The 16,813-nt window shown below is 68.2% G+C and carries 17 protein-coding genes; 8 read left to right on the top strand and 9 right to left on the bottom strand.

Annotated features, from left to right (window positions below):
* Nucleotides 1-163: 163 nt before the first annotated feature.
* Together AC2S9W_RS19315 and AC2S9W_RS19310 are read right to left on the bottom strand one after the other, a co-directional pair.
* A complete protein-coding gene (locus AC2S9W_RS19315) occupies nt 164-442 on the bottom strand; it encodes a hypothetical protein (RefSeq protein WP_067108458.1) in 279 nt (92 codons plus the stop codon).
* Between the two features lie 48 nt (nt 443-490).
* Complete coding sequence (locus AC2S9W_RS19310) at nt 491-673, bottom strand: hypothetical protein (RefSeq protein WP_067108461.1); 183 nt, start codon at nt 671-673, stop codon at nt 491-493.
* 10 nt (nt 674-683) lie between these two features.
* On the opposite strand from AC2S9W_RS19310, the gene AC2S9W_RS19305 reads away from it, so the two are divergent.
* Entirely contained in the window at nt 684-1,739 is a 1,056-nt protein-coding gene (locus AC2S9W_RS19305) for a DUF481 domain-containing protein (RefSeq protein ID WP_486571433.1), read from the top strand.
* A gap of 9 nt (nt 1,740-1,748) precedes the next feature.
* On the opposite strand, the gene AC2S9W_RS19300 is transcribed toward AC2S9W_RS19305, so the two are convergent.
* The 3 genes from AC2S9W_RS19300 to AC2S9W_RS19290 form a co-directional block, all read right to left on the bottom strand.
* The gene (locus AC2S9W_RS19300; protein WP_076076608.1) at nt 1,749-2,204 is read right to left on the bottom strand and encodes a VOC family protein; all 456 of its coding nucleotides are present in this window, start codon (nt 2,202-2,204) and stop codon (nt 1,749-1,751) included.
* A gap of 10 nt (nt 2,205-2,214) precedes the next feature.
* Nucleotides 2,215-3,750 carry a M20/M25/M40 family metallo-hydrolase gene (locus AC2S9W_RS19295; RefSeq protein ID WP_076076606.1) on the bottom strand — a complete coding sequence of 512 codons (1,536 nt, stop codon included), beginning with the start codon at nt 3,748-3,750 and terminating at the stop codon, nt 2,215-2,217.
* An 88-nt stretch (nt 3,751-3,838) separates the two neighbouring features.
* Nucleotides 3,839-4,777, bottom strand: coding sequence for a LysR family transcriptional regulator (locus tag AC2S9W_RS19290; protein ID WP_076076605.1), 939 nt, complete (start codon nt 4,775-4,777; stop codon nt 3,839-3,841).
* Between the two features lie 120 nt (nt 4,778-4,897).
* On the opposite strand from AC2S9W_RS19290, the gene AC2S9W_RS19285 reads away from it, so the two are divergent.
* Both AC2S9W_RS19285 and AC2S9W_RS19280 read left to right on the top strand, forming a co-directional pair.
* Nucleotides 4,898-5,215, top strand: coding sequence for a cupin domain-containing protein (locus AC2S9W_RS19285; RefSeq protein WP_076076603.1), 318 nt, complete (start codon nt 4,898-4,900; stop codon nt 5,213-5,215).
* Nucleotides 5,212-6,075, top strand: coding sequence for an MBL fold metallo-hydrolase (locus AC2S9W_RS19280; protein WP_076076602.1), 864 nt, complete (start codon nt 5,212-5,214; stop codon nt 6,073-6,075). Before AC2S9W_RS19285 ends, AC2S9W_RS19280 begins: the two co-directional genes overlap by 4 nt.
* A gap of 32 nt (nt 6,076-6,107) precedes the next feature.
* On the opposite strand, the gene AC2S9W_RS19275 is transcribed toward AC2S9W_RS19280, so the two are convergent.
* From AC2S9W_RS19275 to AC2S9W_RS19260, 4 genes are all read right to left on the bottom strand, one after another.
* Entirely contained in the window at nt 6,108-7,631 is a 1,524-nt protein-coding gene (locus tag AC2S9W_RS19275) for a fumarate hydratase (RefSeq protein ID WP_104959827.1), read from the bottom strand.
* Nucleotides 7,632-7,985: 354 nt separating this feature from the next.
* Nucleotides 7,986-8,450, bottom strand: coding sequence for a Fur family transcriptional regulator (locus AC2S9W_RS19270; RefSeq protein WP_067108473.1), 465 nt, complete (start codon nt 8,448-8,450; stop codon nt 7,986-7,988).
* A gap of 84 nt (nt 8,451-8,534) precedes the next feature.
* Entirely contained in the window at nt 8,535-8,966 is a 432-nt protein-coding gene (locus AC2S9W_RS19265) for a MerC domain-containing protein (protein ID WP_486571432.1), read from the bottom strand.
* A gap of 199 nt (nt 8,967-9,165) precedes the next feature.
* Nucleotides 9,166-10,833 carry a long-chain-fatty-acid--CoA ligase gene (locus tag AC2S9W_RS19260; RefSeq protein WP_076076599.1) on the bottom strand — a complete coding sequence of 556 codons (1,668 nt, stop codon included), beginning with the start codon at nt 10,831-10,833 and terminating at the stop codon, nt 9,166-9,168.
* 128 nt (nt 10,834-10,961) lie between these two features.
* Here AC2S9W_RS19260 and AC2S9W_RS19255 point away from each other — a divergent pair, with 128 nt between their 5' ends.
* From AC2S9W_RS19255 to AC2S9W_RS19235, 5 genes are all read left to right on the top strand, one after another.
* Nucleotides 10,962-11,498 carry a hypothetical protein gene (locus AC2S9W_RS19255; protein ID WP_104959826.1) on the top strand — a complete coding sequence of 179 codons (537 nt, stop codon included), beginning with the start codon at nt 10,962-10,964 and terminating at the stop codon, nt 11,496-11,498.
* 35 nt (nt 11,499-11,533) lie between these two features.
* Nucleotides 11,534-13,369 carry an aminodeoxychorismate synthase component I gene (pabB, locus tag AC2S9W_RS19250; RefSeq protein WP_199775006.1) on the top strand — a complete coding sequence of 612 codons (1,836 nt, stop codon included), beginning with the start codon at nt 11,534-11,536 and terminating at the stop codon, nt 13,367-13,369.
* Nucleotides 13,370-13,516: 147 nt separating this feature from the next.
* On the top strand, nt 13,517-14,728 hold the full coding sequence (locus AC2S9W_RS19245; RefSeq protein WP_486571431.1) for a pyridoxal phosphate-dependent aminotransferase: 1,212 nt from the start codon (nt 13,517-13,519) through the stop codon (nt 14,726-14,728).
* Between the two features lie 528 nt (nt 14,729-15,256).
* A complete protein-coding gene (gene bla, locus AC2S9W_RS19240; RefSeq protein WP_486571430.1) occupies nt 15,257-16,366 on the top strand; it encodes a class A beta-lactamase in 1,110 nt (369 codons plus the stop codon).
* Nucleotides 16,367-16,471: 105 nt separating this feature from the next.
* Nucleotides 16,472-16,786, top strand: coding sequence for a hypothetical protein (locus AC2S9W_RS19235; RefSeq protein ID WP_212598618.1), 315 nt, complete (start codon nt 16,472-16,474; stop codon nt 16,784-16,786).
* Nucleotides 16,787-16,813 lie beyond the last annotated feature (27 nt).

Raw genomic sequence — 16,813 nt, 5'->3', positions numbered from 1 at the left:
GCGTAAAAAGAAAGGACAACCCTTCGACAAGCTCAGGGCAAACGATTCGGATTTTTAACGCACGATGCTCGAGCGGGACCCCGGATCAAGCCCGGGGCGACGAGGCAGGGAGAGCCATGCGCCGCGTTTCAACCGGTCGCCTTCGCCTTTTGCGCGTGTGGCATCATTCCCCCGGCCGGTGCATTACCCAGCTGAAGGCCATCGCGTTGAAGATGGTATAGAGGCCATAGAGCAGCAGCCCGGTGAACCAGTTGCGCGTCGTGATCGCCAGCGCGCCGACGAGCAGCAGGAATTCGAAGACATAGGTGACGTGCGGCCCCACCTTCTCGGCGAGCGGCCGCACCATCTGCCGCACCAGCGGATCGTCGCTTTCCATGAAGGCGCGATGCATGGCGAAATTGCCGACGCCGGCGCAGAAAATGGCGATGATCGCGATCAGCATGGGAATGCAGATGGGGCAGGCGGGGTGGAAATGCCAGCGGCTTTGCGTTTATGACCGCCTTGGATCGGGACGAAGCCCCTCGATCCGGCCGAAAATTCTCACCTCCCCGTGACGAAGGTTCTGTTCAATGATGAAAATTGCGCGCTTGTCGGCCTTTACGGTGCTGATCGCATCGGGCGCCGCGCCTGTCTGCGCCCAGACGTCCGGATCGGCGGCGTCGCCCTTGTTCATCCCTGCCGGCTTGCCGGCCCTGGTTCCCGAAATCATACCCAAGCCGCTGCCCGATCCGATCCGCGCGATGATCGAGGCGGCGCTGGAAGGCGGCAAGAAAAGCGAGGTGGAGACGGTGGTGTCGCTAGCCAAGGCGACCAACCCGCGTTCGATCGGCGACATCGACGCGATCCTCGCGGCCTATGAGGCGCGGCGGAGCGGGGGATTGCAGGCCGACCCCGACCCGGTGCGAGAGATGCTGGCCGCCGCGATGGCGAGCAAGAAGGATGGCGACGTCGAGGCGGTCGGCAAGCTCGCCAAGGCGACCAGCCCCCAGAAGGAGGGCGAGATCGACGCGCTGCTGACCGACTATCGCGCCCGCCGCGCCGCGGAAAAGAAAGCGGCGGCCGATGCGGCGCGCGCCAAGCTCGCGGCCGCGAAATTCTGGGAAAACTGGAAGGGCGAGGGACAGATCGGCGCCACCATCGCCACCGGCAACACGCGCTCGAAGGGGCTCAGCGCCGGGGTGGCGCTGGCGCGCAAGGGGATCGACTGGAACCACAAATTCCGCGCCCAGGCCGATTATCAGCGCACCAACGGCCGAACCTCGGTCGAACGCTTCCTCGTCGAGGTGGAGCCGCAGTACCGCGTCAGCAACCGGGCCTTCGCCTACGGGCTCGGCCGCTGGGAACAGGATCGCATCCTCGGCTATGACACGCGCTGGAACCTGTCGGCCGGGCTCGGTTACAAGCTGGTCGACCGCAAGACGCTGTCGCTGAGCGTGAAGGGCGGCCCGGCGTGGCGCGAGGTCGATTTCGTCAGCGGCCTTCGCGACAGCGAACTCACGGGGCTCGCGGGGCTCGATTTCGGCTGGCAGATGTCGCCGACGCTGCGCCTGACGCAGACCGCTTCGACGGTCGTCGGCAGCAATACGGTGACGACCAGCTCGCTCACCGCGCTCAACGCCAAGCTGACCGGCGCGCTGTCGGCGCGCATCGCCTATTCGGCGGATATCGACACCCACCCGCCGGCCGGCGTTCGCGAAGTCGACACGCTGACCCGCTTCACCCTCGTCTATGGTTTTTGAGGCGAGGGGTCAGTCGAACACCGAAGTCCCGCCGATCCGGCTTCCGTCTTCGAGCAGGCCGGCGCCGGGGACATGGTTGAACTCGATGCGGATGCCGTCGGGGTCCTCGAACAGGATCGAATAATAGCCCGGGGCCCAGGGCTCATCCCGCGGTTCGTGGACGATGACGATGTCGCCGCGATCCTTCAGGAAGCCGTGGAGGCGGTCGATCGCATCGCGGTCGCGCATCCGGAAGCAGGCATGGTGCAGCCCGGGCGCGCCCTGGTCGAAGCGCCGGCCGGCATGTTCGGCGCTGCCGGCGCGGATCCCGATCGCGGTGCGCCCGCCGACGCCATAGAGCATCGCGTCGCTGTCGAGCACCAGCTTGAGTTCCAGATAGCGGATCAGGTCGCGCCAGAACGCCGTCGAGCGCGCGAAGTCGCCCGCGGTCAGGATGACGTGCGCGACACCGTTGAGGTCGGACATGGCGGCGGGCCTATCTGATCGCGGCGAGCGTGTAGAGGAACTCGGCATAGCCGATCGCGGCATCGACGATCCCGGCGACCTTGGGGTTGGTCGAATCGATCAGATAATATTCGTCCGGCGCATGCGCACCCGATCCGTGGCCGATGCCGAAATGCCCGGCGGGGATCGAGACCGGCGGCGCAGTGAAGGTTGCGCCCGGCCAGCTTCCCGCCAGCCGCGCATTGATGTTCGCCTGTACTCCCAGTCGCTTGTAGGTCGCGAGTTCGGCGCGGATCAGCCGGCTGTTCTCGTCGGTCTCGGTCGGGTCATAGCCGCCCGAAACGTTCATCTCGACATCGCCGAAGCCATGCTTGTCGAGGTGCGCGCGCAGCTTCTTCTCGGCCTCGGCGCGCGTCTGGTCGGGGACGAGGCGCAGGTCCAGCTTGGCGACCGCGCGTCCCGGCAGGATCGTCTTGCCGCCCGGCCCGGTATACCCCGCGACCAGCCCCTCGATATTGACCGTCGGCTCCTGCGCAAGGCGGATCAGCGCATCCTCATAGGGCAGGTCGTCGATCCAGTGCTGCACGCTGAGCATCTGCTTCTGCTGCGCTTCGTCGAGATGCTTCGCCGCTTCGCGGATCAGCGATTTCTCGCGGTCGGTGAGCGGGCGGACATTCTCGAACCACCCTTCGATCGCCGGGGTGTTGCCGTCGGGCGTGACGAGGGTGTTGAGCGCCGCGACCAGCCGCCATGCCGGCGAATCGACCATCGCCTTCAGGCTCGAATGGACGTCGCCCTTCGGCCCGCGCCCCCATGTCTCGCCGCTCGCGACCAGTTCGAGTTCGATCACCCCCTTCGATCCCAGATTGACAGCGACATTGCCGTTCCGGTCCTGCCAGCTCGCCGGGATGAAGATGCCGTCGCATTTGCGCAGCGCGGCGAGGATGTTGGGCCGGGTCGCGATCTGGCGGAAATGCGGCGAGCCGATCTCCTCCTCGCCCTCGCAGACGAGGACGATATTCACCGGCAGCTTCGCCCTGGCGGCGCGGATCGCGTGGAGCGCGGCGAGGAAGGTCGCCTCCGGCCCCTTCTGGTTCGTGGCGCCGCGCCCGACCATCGACAGGCCGAAACCCGGCTTGTCGACGAGCTTGCCCTCAAGCGGCGGCGAGGTCCATTCGGCGGGGTCGAACTGCTTGACGTCGTACATGAAATAGATGCCGAGCGTACGCGGCGCGCCGACGTCGATGGTGCCGAACACGCCGGGCTGGCCGTCGGTCGGGACGATCTCGACATTGGTGAAGCCCGCGTCCTTCGCCAACTCGGCCATATAGGCCGCGCCTTCCGGCATGTTGCGGTTCTCAGCGGCGATCGAGGGCAGGGCGATCCACTCGCGCAGCCGCTGGACCGACGCTTCCTTGCCCGCCTCGGCCGCCTTGCGGATCGCCGCCATCGGGCCGTCGGCGGCGAGCGTCGGCAGCGGCCGCATCAGCATCGCCCCCGCGCCGAGCATCGCGGTGCCGCGAATCAGCTCGCGACGATTCCATCCTTCGGTGGCGTGAAAATCCATGATACGTCCCCTGCTTTTCGTTGCAGGGCGGAGTGTTGGGCAAATCGGCTTGCATGGCAAGGCCGCGCGCTCCCGCGCTTCGGCCGCGTCATTCGCTTTCGGCGATCCTGTTGGCGACGACGTCGGGAAGCAGCGTCTCGAACCGCGATAGCGCCTCCGCGCCCAGCGCCCCGATCGCATCGACCAGCGTCAGGATGTCGGGGCGGCTCTCCCCGGCGCGGACCGCCAGATAATGCCCGCGCGCGCTCTGCATCATCGGGACCGGCAGGGCGCGCAGGCTCCCGTCATGGAGGGCGTCCGCCGCCATCGGGACCCGCAGCAGGATGACGCCGAACCCCTGGCGCGCCGCCTCGACCGCCACGTCATGGTCCAGAAACTGCCGCCTGGACCCCAAGGCGGCCTGCGGCGCGCCGACCAGTCGGCCCCATCTCCGCCAGTCGGCGCTGTCGCCGTCGATCAGCAGCGGTTGCTGCATCATGTCGCGGGCAGCGATGCCCGCCAGTTCGGCCGCCAGATCGGGCGCGGCGGCCGGAACCACAAGGTCGGGAAAGAGCGGATGGACATCGACGCCGGGCCAGGACCCCAGCCCGTACCGCACGGCGATATCCATGTCGCGGGCCTCGACCTGCGCCAGGCGATATTCGGGAAGCAACTCGACATGCCGTCCGGGCACGACGGCCTCCAGATGCCGCAGGCGCGGCATCAGCCACAGCCGCACCATCGACGGCAGCGCGGAGATGCGCAGCGCGCCCCGATCGCGGCGGCTGATCAGTTCGGATCGCAGCGCCTCGATCGCGGCCAGCGACCGTTCGGCGCGGCGCAGGAATATCGTTCCCTGCGCAGTGGGTACGACACCCCGGCCCCCTCGCTCGAAAACCGGCGCGCCGAGCCATTGTTCGAGCGACTGGATCCGGCGGCTGACGGCACCGTGGGTCAGCCCGAGCCGTTCGGCGGCGGCGGCCATCGACCCCGTTCGGGCGGCCTCGATCGCGGCGATGAGCGCTTCGGAAGAGGGGATGTTGAGCAAGGATCGGGTCCGGCGCGGAAGGAAGGATATGTGATTTTCACGCAAGGGAGCATGGCGATCGGCGATCTGGCTCGTCGATCGCCCCTGCCATAGCAGCTTCGCGATTGCAGGAGAAATGCCATGTTCCAGCCGACGGGGCTCACGCCCGTGTCCTTCGAAAGTTGCGAAGCCATCGCCATCGGTCCGGGCTGCACCCGCCGCGACCTGCCGTCGCGTCCCGGCGTGCGCGTCTGGATCGTCGAAATGGCCCCGGGTAGCGAATGGCCGCGCGTCGACCGTCATGGGGAAGGCGGCGAGGATGTCTTCGTCCTCGACGGCGAAGTCATCGAAGGCGACGAGCGGTTCGGCGTCGGCACCTATCTTCATTTCGATCCCGACAGTCGGCATCGACCCCGAACCGAAACGGGCGTCCGCCTGATCGGGTTCAACCTCCTGTGACGCGGCTTCTTTCCCGCGGCGACGGCACGAGCCGCAGGCAAGTGCTCGGCGGCGGCATCGCGGCGGCGGCAGTCGCGCTGGTGAGCGGCAAGGCTGCGTACGCCGAGACGGTGCCGACGCTGCGAATCCGGCGTCTGGCGTGGGCGGGTATCCGCCTCCAGCTTCCGAAGGCGACGCTGTTCGTCGATCCGCTGATCGACCCCGCGGTCTGGGGTTCCACGCTGCCCGACGAACTGATCGGCGTCGACGATGCGGTCGGCGACAGCGTCGTTCTTGTCACCCATCGCCATTCGGACCATGCCGACCCGGCCGCCATCGCCGCCGCCCTCGCTCATGGCGGCACGCTGGCCTATGCCGCCGGCACGCCGCCTTTCGGCGGCCTGCCCGACCGTGTGCGCCAGCGGCCCTGTCCCCTGTGGGAACCGCAGTTACTGGGCGATTTCACCGCGACGCCGGTTCCGGCCTCCGACGGCTATGGCGATCTGCAGGTGTCGTGGGTCGTTTCGGGCGGCGGCCGCCGGATATTCCACGGCGGCGACACGATGATGCACGGCGGCTGGTGGCGCGTGGGACGGCAGTTCGGCCGGTTCGACGCCGCGTTCCTGCCGGTGAACGGCGCGGCCTTTTCCTTTCGGCAGCCGACGACCGAAGAGCCTGCGGTCCTGACGCCGAAACAGGCGATCGCCGCGGCCACCATTCTGGGCGCGGAGCGGATCGTTCCGATCCATTACGGCATCGCCGGCGCCGAAGGCTATGCCGAGATGCCCGACCTTCTCGACTCGCTGCGCGGCGCCAGCAAGCCCGGCGGACCGCGCGTGGCGATCCTGAAACCGGGCGAATGGCTCGACTGGCAAGGCTGAGCGCCGCTACGGGCGCTGGAGGGGCTGCTGCCCTAGGCCTTTTCCAGCAATCGCTCGTCCTTGATCCGCTTCTGCCACACCAGCGGCGCGTTGACGTGGACGTTCTGACCCTCGCTGTCGACCGCGACGGTGACGGGGAAGTCCTTCACCTCGAATTCGTAGATCGCCTCCATGCCGAGGTCGCCGAAGCCGACGACCTTGCTGCCCTTGATCGCGCGCGAAACGAGATAGGCGGCGCCGCCGACCGCCATCAGATAGGCGCTCTTGTGCTTCGCGATCGCATTTGTCGCGGCGGGACCGCGCTCGGCCTTGCCGACGCAGGCGAGCAGGCCCTGTTCGAGCATCATGTCCATGAACTTGTCCATGCGCGTCGCGGTCGTCGGGCCGGCGGGGCCGACGATCTCTTCGCCGACCGGATCGACCGGGCCGACATAATAGATGACGCGGCCCTTGAACTCGACGGGCAGCTCCTCGCCTTTCGCCAGCATGTCGGCGATGCGCTTGTGCGCGGCATCGCGGCCTGTGAGCATCTTGCCATTGAGCAGGATGCGGTCGCCCTGCTTCCAGCTTGCGACGACTTCGGGCGTCAGCGTGTCGAGGTCGACGCGCTTCGCCGCGCTGTCGGGCGCCCAGTCGATCTGCGGATAATCGGCGAGCACCGGCGGTTCGAGGAAGGCCGGGCCGCTGCCGTCGAGCGTCACATGCGCGTGGCGCGTCGCGGCGCAATTGGGGATCATCGCGATCGGCTTCGACGCGGCGTGGGTCGGCCAGTCCCTGATCTTGACATCGAGCACGGTCGCGAGGCCGCCGAGCCCCTGTGCGCCGATGCCCAGCGCATTGACCTTTTCATACAGCTCGACGCGCAGCTCCTCGATCGGCGACGACGGCCCGCGCGCGAGCAGTTCGGTCATGTCGATCGGGTCCATCAGCGACTGTTTGGCGAGCAGCATCGCCTTTTCGGCGGTGCCGCCGATCCCGATGCCCAGCATGCCGGGCGGGCACCAGCCGGCGCCCATCTGCGGCACCATGTCGAGCACCCAGTCGACGATCGAGTCGCTGGGGTTCAGCATCTTGAACTTCGACTTGTTCTCGCTGCCGCCGCCCTTCGCCGCGACGTCGATGTGGACCTTGTCGCCCGGCACCATCTCGACGTTCAGGACCGACGGCGTGTTGTCCTTGGTGTTGACGCGGCTGAACGCCGGGTCGGCGAGGATCGAGGCGCGCAGCTTGTTGTCGGGATGCAGATAGGCGCGGCGCACCCCCTCATCGACCACCTGCTGCAGGCTGCGTGGGGACTCGAGACGGCAGTCCATGCCCCATTTGATGAACACGGTGACGATGCCGGTGTCCTGGCAGATCGGCCGATGCCCCTCGGCGCACATCCGGCTGTTCGACAGAATCTGCGCCATCGCGTCCTTCGCGGCGGGCGACACCTCGCGCTGATAAGCCGCGCCGAGCGCGCGAATATAGTCCATCGGGTGGAAATAACTGATATATTGCAGCGCGTCGGCGATCGTCTCGATCAGGTCGTCCTCGCGGATGATGACGGTGTTCATTCGGTGCAGCCTTCTTGTCCGTGTTTCGGATTCGGGGTTTCCCTAAGGCGCGATCGGCGGGAATTGCAATATGCGTGTCCGCGCGAAGCCGGGGACACGGAGCGTCGGGAAGCTCTCCGGGCGGGGGCGTATATCGGCTTTGCGGTATTCCCCGTCACCCCGGATCAAGTCGGCATATATTTGCTGCAGGCAAGTAAGGAGTTGTTCCCCGACGAAAGCCGGGGTCCAGATGGCACAGCACTACTCCGCGTGGACCCCGGCTTTCGCCGGGGAGCGGTTACTTGTCGAAAAGGGATAATCGCCGATCAATCCGGGGGTGACGGCGCAAGCGGTCTGCGCCCGATCAGCGTCCCGTCACTGGCACTCGGCGCACTTGCCGCGCACCTCGATTACCGGGCGTTCGGCGGCGAAGCCCGTCGCCTCCGCGGCGGCGCGGACTTCGTCCGACAGCCGGTCGTTGTCGACGTGCACCGCGGCGCCGCACTGGTCGCAGATCAGGAAGATGCAGTCGTGCAGGCAGCCGGGATGGCTGTTCGCGACGAAGGCGTTGGCGCTTTCGACGCGGCGGACGAGGTTGTTGGCGACGAACAGGTCGAGGATGCGATAGACGCTGTTCGGTGCCACCCGGCGCCCACGCTTCTGCGAGACGATGTCGGCGATTTCATAGGCGCTCGCGGGCTTGCCGATTTCGGCGACCGCATCGAAGATCTGCGCGCGCATGTCGGTCCACGCCTCGCCCGCCTTTTCGAGCGCGTCGCGGGCCGCCTGCGCGAGCGGAACGCCGCTCGCCTCGATATGCGCGTGATCATGCTTGCCCATCGCTTGTCCTCGGCGCGCGGCCTCGGTCCGCCGCGCCTTTGCAATGTAGGCCTTTAGGGGAGAGGTCGCAAGCCGCGGGCGGCGTCAGTGGGTCGCGCGGCGGTTGAGGTCGTGGCCGAGCGCGACGATCGCGACGCCCGCCATCGTCGCCAGTATCTCGCTGCCGTCGTGCGGCCGCGACAGCGCGCCCGCCATCATGCCGAGCCCGAAGCTGCCCACCGCGAACGGCATCATATAGCCGTGGCTGAGCACCCCGGCGACGAGCGTGACCAGCGCGAAGCCGATCGCGACGATCAGCCCGATTTCGTGGAACAGATGATTCTCGAGTACCCCGCTGACCGAGGCGATCGAAGCGAAGACGATGGTGCTTGCCAGGCAGTGGACGAGGCAGAGCCCCGACAGGCCCATCGCCAACTGGTCGCCCGAAAGCGAGGTCAACGGCCGCGAATCGCGCGCAGCCCGAACGATGGCGCCGAGGCGCATCAGCAGGGAGGCATGGCTGGCGACGTCCGTCACCCGATTCTCCGTTGGTCAAGCGTGCAGCGGGGATATGGCATAACATGAAGGAGGTTACAACATAACATTGCAGGGCGCCCGTCGCGCAGTCCGTGAACGCCGCCGTCCCTCATCGTTCGTCATGCCGAAACAAGCCCAGCATGACGGAGGTGCAAAACAGGTGCTGATCCTCCCCGCGCCACGGCACCTCGGCCGCGTTTCACCCCATGGCCTCGGCGCGCAGCGCCTTCCTGTCGAGTTTGCCGATCATCGTCTTGGGCAGGCTCTCGCGCACCTCGACCGCGCTTACCCGCTCATGCTTGCCGAGCTGGGGATTGAGCCAGGCGGCGAGCGCGTCGCCCGATGCCGCATATCCGTCCTCCAGCGTCACGAACGCCTTGGGCACTTCGCCGCGATAGGCGTCGGGCACCCCGAGCACGATCGCCTCCTTGACCGCGGGATGCTGATAGAGCTTGTGCTCGATCTCGCTGGGATAGACCTTGAAGCCGCCGACCGCGATCATGTCCTTCAACCGGTCGACGATGCGGATATAGCCGTCGGCGTCGATCGTCGCGACGTCGCCGGTGCGCAGCCAGCCGTCGGAGGTGAAGCTGTCCTTGTCGGCGTCGGGCCGGTTCCAGTAGCCGCGCATGATCTGCGGCCCCTTGACCGCGAGTTCGCCCGGCTCGTCCGCAGGGGCGTCGCGCGTCGGGTCCTCCTTGTCGAGCAGGCGAATGTGCGTCGCGGGGATCGGCTGGCCGATGGTGCCGGCCTTGACCGGGCCTTCATAGGGGTTGGTCGAGACGACGCCGGAGCTTTCGGTGAGGCCATAGCCTTCGACCAGCGACGCGCCGGTCGCGGCGACGAACTTGTCCCGGAGTTCGGCCGGCATCGGCGCGCCGCCGGAGATGCAGATGCGCAACGATGAAAAATCGGTCCTCGCCAGGTCGGGGTGGTCGAGCAGCGCCTGGTACATCGTCGGCACGCCGGGCAGCGCGGTCGCTTTCGTCCGCGTGATCGCCTGCAACGTCTGCTTGGCGTCGAAGCGCGGCAGCATCGCGATCATCCCGCCGTTGAGCACGGTGCGGTTGAGCACCGCGGTGTTGGCGAAGACATGGAAGAAGGGCAGCACGCCCAGGATGCGGTCGTCGGCGTCGCGGTCGGGGTCGATGCTGTTCACCTGCCGCGCGTTGGCGGTCAGATTCTGGTGCGTCAGCATCGCGCCCTTGGGCGTGCCGGTGGTGCCGCCGGTATATTGGATCAGCGCGATATCCTGTTCGGGGTCGATCGTCGCCGGGTCGGCGCGCCCGTCGTTGTCGACGAGGGCGGAAAAGCGGATCACGCGCGGGTCGTCGGGCAGCGGCGCGGTCTCCCGCCGCCGGAACAGCCGATAGAGCACCGACTTGGCGGCGGGCAGCCCGCCCGCCACCGATCCGACGACCAGCCGCTTGAGGCTCGATCCGTCGAGCACCGCGAGCGCGGTCGGCAGCAGCGCCGCGGCGCTGACGGTGAACAGCGTGTCGGTCGCCGAATCCTCGACCTGCGCTTCCAGTTCGGCGACGGTGTAGAGCGGGGAGAAATTGACCACCGTCGCGCCCGCCGCGAGCGCGCCGTAATAGGCGGCGACATAGTGCGGGACATTGGGCAGGAACAGGCCGACGCGGCTGCCCTTGCCGATCCCGCGCTGCTGCAGGCCGCGCGCGACGCGGGCGACGCCGCGCGCCACCTCGGCATAGCTGAACCGGCGCCCCATGAAATCGAGCATCGGCGCATCGCCCCTGCGCGCGACGCTTTCGGCGAGCATCGCGGGCAGCGAAAGCGGTGGAAAGCTCTGGTTCCAGTCGGTCGGGTGACGATAGGCTTGCGACCAGTCAAAGGGGGTATTCATCGGGCCGCGTCATCCTCTCTCTCGCCGGTTACTGACATTGCTTTAAGCAGCAAAGACGCGCCATCGCAATCTTGCGGCGCGGCGGCGCGGCGGCTAGGCAGGAGCATCGCCATCGTCAGAGGATCGTCATGCCGCACCCGTCGTCGCATCTCGCCGCGCTGATCGCCGCTCTCGGCCTCGCCGCGGCCACGCCGGCCGTCGCCAAGGACAAGGCGCCGCCGCCGCGCCCCGCGCAGATCGATGCGCTGTTCGGCTGCCGGGCGATAGCCGATCCGACCGAGCGACTGGCCTGTTTCGACCGCGAGGTCGGCGGGCTCGCCGCCGCCGACGCGAACCGCGATATCACCTTCGCCGACAAGGCGACGATGAAGGAGACGCGGCGCGGCTTGTTCGGTTTTCACCTTCCGGCGCTGGGTGGCATCTTCGGCGGCGACGAGGATCAGATCAAGGAAATCGAAACGACGATCCGATCGGTCAGCGTCGACCGATCGGGCAAATATACGCTGGTGATGGACGACGATGCCGTGTGGACGCAGATCGATACCGCCAGCCTGGGCCGCGATCCCAAGCCGGGACAGAAGGTGAAGATCAAGGCCGCGTCGATGGGCAGCTATTTCGCCACCGTCAACGGCGGCCGCATGATCCGTATGAAACGCGACCGCTGATCGCGCCGACGGGTCGCGACGGCAGGTTGACGGCAATGGCGGCGATTTCCGTGCCGGACATTCCGGTGCCGTCTGCGGGCTGCGCGCCCTTCGTGCTGCTCGACGATGCGCGCGTCGCGGGTGCAGCGGCGGCGCGATTGTTCCGCGATCCGGTCGACCTGCTCGTCGTGCACCGGGCGGAGGCGGTTCCGGCGCTGCTCGACGCGCTCGACGACGCGCGGGCGCGCGGTTTGTTCGCGGCGGGTTATCTCGCTTATGAGGCCGGGCGCGGACTGGCGCCGGCGTGGCGCGGCGCGGTGGGCGAAACCGCCGGCGACCGGCCGCTCGGCTGGTTCGGGCTTTTCGAGCGGGTCGAGCGGATCGACGCCGACGCGGTGCCGGCGCTGCTTCCCGATCCCGGCGCCAGCTGGGTCGGTCCGCCCGTGCCGCGGCTGTCGCGCGAAGCCTATCTGGCCGCGGCCCGGCGCGTGCTCGACTTCATCCGTGCCGGCGACATCTATCAGGCCAATCTGACCTTTCGCGCCGACGTGCCGGTGCACGGAAACCCGCTTGCCGCATACGCCCGGCTGCGCCGCTCTGCGCGCGCCGGCTATGGCGGTTTCGTCTGGACCGGCGAGCAGGCGATCGCGTCGCTGTCGCCCGAACTCTTCTTCGCGCTGCGCGGCGGGCAGGTGATGGCGCGTCCGATGAAGGGCACGGCCGCGCGCCGCCCCGATGCGGACGCCGACGCGCGCGCGCGCCGCGACCTAGCGGAGGATCCGAAGCAGCGCGCCGAAAATCTGATGATCGTCGATCTGATCCGCAACGACCTGTCGCGCGTCGCCGCGCCGGGTTCGGTCGCGGTACCCGACCTGTTCCGGGTCGAAAGCTTTCCGACGATCCACCAGCTCGTCTCCGACGTCGCCGCGCGGTTGCCCGACGGTGTCGGCGCGACCGACGTGCTGCGCGCGGCCTTTCCCTGCGGGTCGATCACCGGCGCGCCGAAGGTTCGGGCGATGGAGATCATCGACGCGCTGGAAAGCGACGCGCGCGGGGTCTATACCGGGTCGCTCGGCTTCATCGAGCCTGGCGGCGATGCCGCCTTCAACGTCGCGATCCGCACGCTGGTCTTTCCGCCGGCGGACGGGTTGCGCGCGGGTGCCATGTGCGTCACGCTGGGGCTGGGATCGGGAATCGTCGCCGACAGTCGCGCGCCGGAGGAGTGGCGCGAATGTCTGGCCAAGGGGGAATTTGTGGCCGCAGCGGGGGACAGTTTCGATCTTCTGGAAACCATGCAGTTCGATCCGGTCGACGGCGTCCAGCGGCTCGAGGGGCACCTCGCGCGGCTGAAGGCGAGCGCCGAGGCGCTGGGGTTCCGCTTCGACCGGCACGGCGCGCGCAACAGCCTGCAATCGGCGACCTTTCGCCTGCGCCACGCGGCGCGGGTGCGGATGCGCCTCGCGGTGTCGGGCGCGCTCGCGATCGAGGTAACGTCGCTGCCTCGACTCGCCGAACTGCCGGTGCCGGTCGCGCTGCGGCCCGCGCCGCTGGCGGCGGACGATTTCCGCCTCGCGCACAAGACCAGCCTTCGCGCGCCCTATGACGAGGCGCGCCGCGACAGCGGCGCGGCCGAGGTGGTGTTCGTCGACGAACCCGGTTTCGTCACCGAGGGGAGCTGGAGCAACGTCTTCGTCGAGCGCGACGGCGTGCTGCTGACGCCGCCGCTGGCGCTCGGGCTGCTCCCCGGGGTGCTGCGCGCCGAACTGATCGAAAAGGGGCGGGCGGTCGAATCGCACCTGCGCGCCGCCGACCTCGAAGGCGGCTTTTTCCTCGGCAATTCGCTGCGTGGGCTGGTCCCGGCGCGGCTGGCCGCGGCAGCGGATCGTCGATAGCCGCGGCTTCGCCCCGCATAGGGAAATTATCCGGCTCCCGGCTTGCGCATTGCGGGCGAAGGCTTTAGGCGCGGCCCCGCGCAATTTCCTGTTCCTTCGCCCTGTTTCCTTCGCCCTGTCTCCCGCGCTGTTCGAGGACGTGTTTTCATGACGCTGAAGCCGCATCTTTCCGCCGCCCTGGGCCGCATCCAGCCTTCGGCCACGCTCGCGATGACCGCGCGCGTGACCCGGCTGAAAGCCGAGGGCGTCGACGTGATCGGCCTGTCGGCGGGCGAGCCCGATTTCGACACGCCCGACTTCGTCAAGGAGGCGGCGATCGCCGCGATCCGGGCGGGCCAGACCAAATATACGCTGGTCGACGGCACCGTAGCGCTCAAGGAGGCGATCCGCGGCAAGTTCCGCCGCGACAACGGCCTCGACTACGGCCTTGACCAGATCACGGTCAACGTCGGCGGCAAGCATACGCTGTTCAACGCGCTCGTCGCGACGGTCGATGCGGGCGACGAGGTGGTGATCCCCGCGCCCTACTGGGTCAGCTATCCCGATATCGTCGCCTTCGCGGGCGGCACGCCGGTGTTCATCGCGGCCTCGGCGGCGCAGGATTACAAGATCACCCCCGCACAGCTCGACCAGGCGATCACGCCGAAGACGCGCTGGGTCATCTTCAACTCGCCGTCGAACCCTTCGGGCGCCGCCTATTCGCCGGAGGAACTCGACGCGATCGGCGAGGTGATCCGCCGCCACCCGCAGGTGATGGTGATGTGCGACGACATGTACGAGCATGTCTGGTACGCCGATTTCGCCTTCTCGACGCTGGCGCAGCGCTGCCCCGACCTGATCGACCGCATCCTGACCGTCAACGGCTGTTCGAAGGCCTATGCAATGACCGGCTGGCGCATCGGCTTCGCGGGCGGTCCCGCCTGGCTGATCAAGGCGATCGGCAAGCTGCAGTCGCAATCGACGTCGAACCCCTGTTCGATCGCGCAGGCGGCGGCAACGGCAGCGCTCGGCGGGCCGCAGCAGTTCCTCGACGACCGCAACGCCGCTTTCCGCAAGCGCCGCGACATGGTGGTCGCGATGCTCAACGACGCGCCGGGGCTGAACTGCCCGGTCCCCGACGGCGCCTTCTATGTCTATCCCGACGCGAGCGGCTGCATCGGCAAGAAGACGCCCTCGGGCCATGTGATCGACAGCGACGAGGCGCTGATCGACTATTTCCTCGACAGCGCGCGCGTCGCGGCGGTGCATGGCGGCGCGTTCGGCCTGTCGCCGGCGTTCCGCGTTTCCTACGCGACGTCGGAGGCGGTGCTCAAGGAGGCGTGCGTCCGCATCCAGCAGGCCTGCGCCGCGCTGAGCTGACCCGCGCCGCGCCGGCGCACTCGGCCGTGAACCGCGGGCGAATGTCCGGTTCACGCCTTGCTAACCCTGTCGCGCTACGGTGACGCCCGTCACTGCACGGCCGGCCGGGGGCGCACCATAACGTCGGTGAAACAACGAAGAACAGACCGACGACGGAACAAGACAAAGAGGCTCCCATGATTTCGATTCTCCGCTCCGACTGGTTCCTGAAGCTGATGGCCGGATTCACGGTCGGCGGGCTTTACGTGATGTTCCAGCAACCGGCGCTGGCGTTCGCGCTCTGACGCCGCGCCGCCGCATCCCCGCGGCACCGGAATTGCCTTCGCCGCTCTTGTGCGGATGATCCCCACTCCCCGGATCGGACGGGTTCCGCCGCTTGTCGCGGCAGACGAATCGTTCGTCGCAAATCGCTGGCCAGTCCGGCGCCCGTGCGGGACGAACGGTCCCGGCCAACGGGTCGGGATGATAGAGGGTCGCAGTCGCGGGGTTTGAATGAAGGTTCAGTTTTCGGGCAGGTCGCTGCTCGGCATGACAATCGGCTCGGTCCTGCTCGCCGGATGCGTGAGCAGCACCGCGCTGGTGCCGCCGCCGCGTCAGCAGCCGGCCGCGCACGGCGAAGCGGGCGCCGTCACCGTCCCGATCGGTCCGCCGGTCCGCCCGTCGACCGCGCCGCCGCCGCCGCGCGGCACGCTCGATCCCGGTTTCCGCCGCCCGCCGCCCGGCCTCGACGATCGCATCGCCTCGCTGTGGCGCGCCTTTCCCGGCAAGACGGGGATCGCGATCCAGCGCATCGACGGCGAATGGGCGCTGGCGCAGCGCGGCGGCGACCTGTTCCCGCAGCAGAGCGTGTCGAAGCTGTGGGTGGCGCTGACGGTGCTCGACGCGGTCGATGCCGGCCGGATCAGCCTCGACCAGATGGTCCGCATCGGGCCCGAGGACCTGACCCTGTTCCATCAGCCCCTCGCCGCGCGCGTCCGCGCCGAGGGGACGGTGACGATGAGCGTGCGCGATCTCATCGAAACCGCGATCACCCACAGCGACAACACCGCGAACGACAGCCTGCTGCGCACCGTCGGCGGGCCGAAGGCGGTGCGCGCCTTCATCGCCGACAAGGGGCTGGGCGCGATCCGCTTCGGCCCCGGCGAGCGGCTGTTGCAGAGCGCGACCGCCGGGCTGAGCTGGCAGCAGAGCTATTCGGTCGGCCGCAATTTCCAGGCCGCGCGCTCGGCGCTGCCGGCCGCGACGCGCCGGACGGCGATGGACAATTATCTGGCCGACCCGATCGACGGCGCCAGCCCCGCCGCGATCGCCAGCGCGCTGACTCGGCTCGCACGCGGGACCTTGTTGTCGCCGGCCTCGACCGAATATCTGCTCGGCGTGATGAGCCGCACCCGCAGCGGCCCGAAACGGCTGAAGGCGGGATTGCCGGACGGCTGGCAGTTCCTGCACAAGACCGGGACCGGGCAGGACCTGAACGGCATGACCGCCGGTTACAACGACATCGGCATCGCGACGGCCCCCGACGGCACGCGCTATGCGATCGTCGTGATGTTGGGCAACACCACCGCATCGATCCCCGCGCGCATGGCGCTGATGCAGGCGGTGTCGGGCGCCGTCGCCGAATTCCACGGACGATAGCTTCGCTCGATAAGAGTGACGGACGGGCCGGACATGCGCACCACGCGCTGGGGTTGTCGTGCGAATAGCGTTTGGGCGGCGGGAATTTTCGACTATGGGCCGCGCATGAAAAGCTGCTCCGTCCTTCCCCTTCTCGCCCTGTCGCTGGCGCTCGCGGGCTGCGCGACGCCCGAGACGCGGCTGCGCACCGGGCTCCACGACGCAGGCCTGTCGCAGGCGATGGCGACGTGCATGGCCGACCGCATGGTCGACCGGCTGTCGCTGGTCCAGCTTCGCCGCCTGTCCGCGCTCGGCAGCCTCCGCGACAAGCGCGTGACCGACCTGTCGCTCGACCAGTTCCTGCACAAGGTGCGCGCGCTGAAGGATGCCGAGATACTGGCGGTGACGACCAGCTCGGCGGCGGTCTGCGCGCTGCGCTGACGACTCGGCCCGCTTTCGGTGCGCCAA

It is taken from the genome of Sphingopyxis sp. 550B (assembly GCF_057401805.1).
This window is presented reverse-complemented; position numbering and strand designations above follow the sequence as displayed.

Coding starts and splice junctions, on each gene's coding strand:
- AC2S9W_RS19315 (WP_067108458.1), bottom strand. CDS start 442: ATGCTGATCGCGATCATCGCCATTTTCTGCGCCGGCGTCGGCAATTTC.
- AC2S9W_RS19255 (WP_104959826.1), top strand. CDS start 10,962: ATGCCGCACCCGTCGTCGCATCTCGCCGCGCTGATCGCCGCTCTCGGC.
- AC2S9W_RS19235 (WP_212598618.1), top strand. CDS start 16,472: ATGAAAAGCTGCTCCGTCCTTCCCCTTCTCGCCCTGTCGCTGGCGCTC.
- AC2S9W_RS19295 (WP_076076606.1), bottom strand. CDS start 3,750: ATGGATTTTCACGCCACCGAAGGATGGAATCGTCGCGAGCTGATTCGC.
- bla (WP_486571430.1), top strand. CDS start 15,257: ATGACAATCGGCTCGGTCCTGCTCGCCGGATGCGTGAGCAGCACCGCG.
- AC2S9W_RS19310 (WP_067108461.1), bottom strand. CDS start 673: ATGAACAAGGGCGACGCCGCCGATCCGGACGTCTGGGCGCAGACAGGC.
- AC2S9W_RS19260 (WP_076076599.1), bottom strand. CDS start 10,833: ATGAATACCCCCTTTGACTGGTCGCAAGCCTATCGTCACCCGACCGAC.
- pabB (WP_199775006.1), top strand. CDS start 11,534: ATGGCGGCGATTTCCGTGCCGGACATTCCGGTGCCGTCTGCGGGCTGC.
- AC2S9W_RS19270 (WP_067108473.1), bottom strand. CDS start 8,450: ATGGGCAAGCATGATCACGCGCATATCGAGGCGAGCGGCGTTCCGCTC.
- AC2S9W_RS19285 (WP_076076603.1), top strand. CDS start 4,898: ATGTTCCAGCCGACGGGGCTCACGCCCGTGTCCTTCGAAAGTTGCGAA.
- AC2S9W_RS19245 (WP_486571431.1), top strand. CDS start 13,517: ATGACGCTGAAGCCGCATCTTTCCGCCGCCCTGGGCCGCATCCAGCCT.
- AC2S9W_RS19275 (WP_104959827.1), bottom strand. CDS start 7,631: ATGAACACCGTCATCATCCGCGAGGACGACCTGATCGAGACGATCGCC.
- AC2S9W_RS19300 (WP_076076608.1), bottom strand. CDS start 2,204: ATGTCCGACCTCAACGGTGTCGCGCACGTCATCCTGACCGCGGGCGAC.